This window comes from Actinoplanes rectilineatus (assembly GCF_000962825.1).
GTDB lineage: Bacteria > Actinomycetota > Actinomycetes > Mycobacteriales > Micromonosporaceae > Actinoplanes > Actinoplanes rectilineatus.
This window is the reverse complement of record NZ_JZKF01000182.1, coordinates 1-2,873: the sequence shown is the minus strand read 5'-3', so window position 1 is coordinate 2,873 and position 2,873 is coordinate 1. Positions and strand designations below refer to the sequence as shown.

Below are 2,873 nucleotides of genomic sequence, written 5' to 3'. Positions count from 1 at the left end.
CAGGCCGTCCGACCCGGCGATCAGCAGGCCGTCGGAGGAGACCGCGACGGCGTCGCGGACACCGTCGGTCTGGTGCACGAAGTTGCCGAGAAGCCAGTTGAACTGGTGCCGGTCTGCGGTGGTGTCGACGCTCATCGGTCTTCCTTCGCGATTGTTACCGAGGCGACGGCGCTGCCGCGGCTCATGCCGTCGCGCAGGGCGGTCAGGCGGGAACGGACGGCTTCGGGGGAGTCGGCCACCGGCGGTAACTTTTCCGACATTTCGTATTTTTCGGTTTTGTTGGTTTCCGGTCGTCTGGTGCGGGGGATGCGTTTGCGGAGCCCGTTGGCGGTCCGTTCACCCGCCTCGAACGGCTCGGTGGTGTCGGGCACCACGACGTACTCGATGGTGGTGGATTTGATCGGCAGATCCTGCATCTGCACCGGGGCCGCGGGCAGCCGCAGCGGTTGCGAACTGATCCGTTCCGCCCGGGTCCGCGGCGCCGTCGCCACCGGCTGCGGCGCCGCCAGGATCTCCGCGGGCAGCGAGATCCGCGCGGTCACCCCGGTCACCGGCGACGGCGTCAGCTGCACCGCGATGCCCATCTGCCGGGCCAGCCGGCCGACCACGTAGTGCCCCAGGAACCGGGCCGGCGCCGTGATGAAGTCGCCCTCACCGCGCAGCCGGGCGTTCGCCACCGCCAGGTCCTCGGCCGACATGCCGATGCCCTGGTCGCTGACGGCGATCAGGTAGACGTCCCCGATCATCCGCCCGTGGATCTCCACGTCCATGTCCGGTGGGGAGAACGCCAGACCGTTCTCGATCAGTTCGGCGAGCATGTGCGCGATGCCGCTGACCATCGCGCCGAGCACCAGCACGTCGTCCACCCGGCGCAGGCTGACCCGGCGGTACTCCTCCACCTCGGACACCGCGGCCCGGACCACGTCGGAGACCGGCAGCGGCTCGGACAACTGTCGCGGGCTGGCCGCACCGACCAGGACCAGCAGGCTCTCCGCGTTGCGCCGCATCCGGGTGGCCAGGTGGTCGAGTTCGAACAGGTTCGCCAGGCCGGCCGGGTTGGACTCCTCCCGTTCCAGCTTGGTGATGAAGCCGAGCTGGCGGCGCAGCAGGTTCTGGTTGCGCCGGCCCAGGTTGGCCAGCGACTCCGCGGTGGTCCGCCGCAGCACGGCCTGTTCGGTGGCGAGCGCGTACGCCGTAGCCTGCACCCGGTCGAACGCGTCCGCCACCAGCAGCACCTCGTCGCTGGCGCCGCGCGGCACCCGGACCGGTGGCGGGGCGTCGGTGCTGTCCCCGACGGTGGCCCGGCTGACCGCCTCCGGCAGCTGTTCGCTCGCCAGCCGGTTCGCCTCGTCGGCGAGTGCACCGAGCGGTCGCGCCACCGACCGGGACGCGACGGTGGCCAGATAGACCGAGCCGAGCAGGCAGAGCAGCACCCCGCCGGCCAGCACCCCCATCCGCAGCGTCGCCTGCTGTTCGAGGGCCGCCGCCCGGGACCGGATGACCGAGCCGACATGCTGTTCCAGGGTGAGCGTGTCGTCCAGCACCGTGGTCAGCGCCGACCACCACGACTGCGGGTTGACCTGGAGGTATTCGCCGTCGCCGGATCCGAGCGCGACCTGCTCGAAGTAGGCGGCCTCCCGGGCGGCGCCGGTGTCGAGCAGGTAGTCCTTGGCGGTGCGCTCGGTGGCCGTCGCGGTCCGCCCGAACGCGGCGAGCGCGGCGTCCCGCGCCGAGCGCATCGTCACGAACCGCAGGTACTCGCCGTTGCGGAACCCGCTCGCGGAGAAGACGCCGTTGAGGAACGCCCGCTCCTGGGCGGTGGCCTCCTTGACGTCGCCGAGCGCCTGCAGGGTGGACACACCCCGGCGCAGCTCGGTGTCGGCGGCACTGTCCAGGTTGAGGTCCACGCTGCTCAGGTCGGTGATCCGGCCGGTGTAGAAGTCGAAGGTGGCGTCGCGGGCACCGGCGCCGGTGTCGGTGCCGGCCCGCACCCCGGCGAGGCCGTCCAGCTGGCGGACGGCGGTGGCGACCCGGTCCTCCACCTCACCGCCGCCGGCGATCAGGTCCTCGACGGCGGCCCGTTTGCCGTCCACCCGTTGCCGGGCCGGGGCGAGTTCGGCCCGGAAGCCGTCGTTGCCGCCGAGCAGGCCGGCGGTCAGGCCACGCTCGTTCTGCAGCTCCTGGACCAGGTCGCGGACGGCCAGGTCGACGGTGACGGCACGGGCGGTGGAGGCGGCGGAGCGGTAGTTCTCGACCTCGCCGATCGCGACGATGGTCAGCAGCACCAGGGTGGTCACGACCGGCAACGCGAGGGTGCGGACCACGCGCCGGCGGATCGATCCGCCCGGCTTGCGGGTTTCCGGCGTGGTGGGGACGGACAAGCGATCAGCTCCTCGACCTGGTGGTCTTCATGGAGGGAGGCGCGTGACTGCGGACCGTCGGAAGTGGATCTCATTCCGTGACGGCCGCCGGACAAGGATCTTCGCTCGGCCCGGCGAGGTCAACAGAGTGGCCGGGATTTTACGTAGGCGCAACGCTTGTCGATGTTCTGCCCACGAACCGGCCGAATCTGATAAGGCGGAAATTATCAGTCGGTAACGCGAAAGCGCCGCCTGCGACGGTATCGCGAGCGGCGCTTCAGGACGGTTTCCTTACTTCTTGGTCTCCCAGAAGATCGTGGAGATCTCCTCGATCTTGCCGAGCAGCTGCTCGGCGACGGCGGGGTCGACCGAGCCCTTGGCGCCGGTCGCGCCGGCGAGCTTGGTGGCCTCGTCGAAGAGCTGGTGCAGGTTCGGGTACTTCTCGAAGTGCGGGGCCTTGAAGTAGTCGGTCCACAGCACCCACAGGTGGTGCTTGACCAGCTCGGAGCGCTG

At 70.4% G+C, this 2,873-nt stretch carries 2 protein-coding genes and 1 pseudogene; all 3 read right to left on the bottom strand.

What is annotated here, in order from left to right:
* Positions 1 to 135 (bottom strand): annotated as a pseudogene (locus tag WH85_RS54050) (roadblock/LC7 domain-containing protein); the annotation flags it as partial.
* Positions 132 to 2,381, bottom strand: a complete 2,250-nt coding sequence (locus WH85_RS45920; RefSeq protein ID WP_045748536.1) for a sensor histidine kinase — start codon at positions 2,379 to 2,381, stop codon at positions 132 to 134. The pseudogene WH85_RS54050 and the gene WH85_RS45920, both read right to left, overlap by 4 nt.
* 270 nt (positions 2,382 to 2,651) lie before the next feature.
* The coding region (locus WH85_RS45915; RefSeq protein ID WP_045748535.1) for a superoxide dismutase [Ni] at positions 2,652 to 2,873 on the bottom strand (222 nt) is incomplete at its 5' end.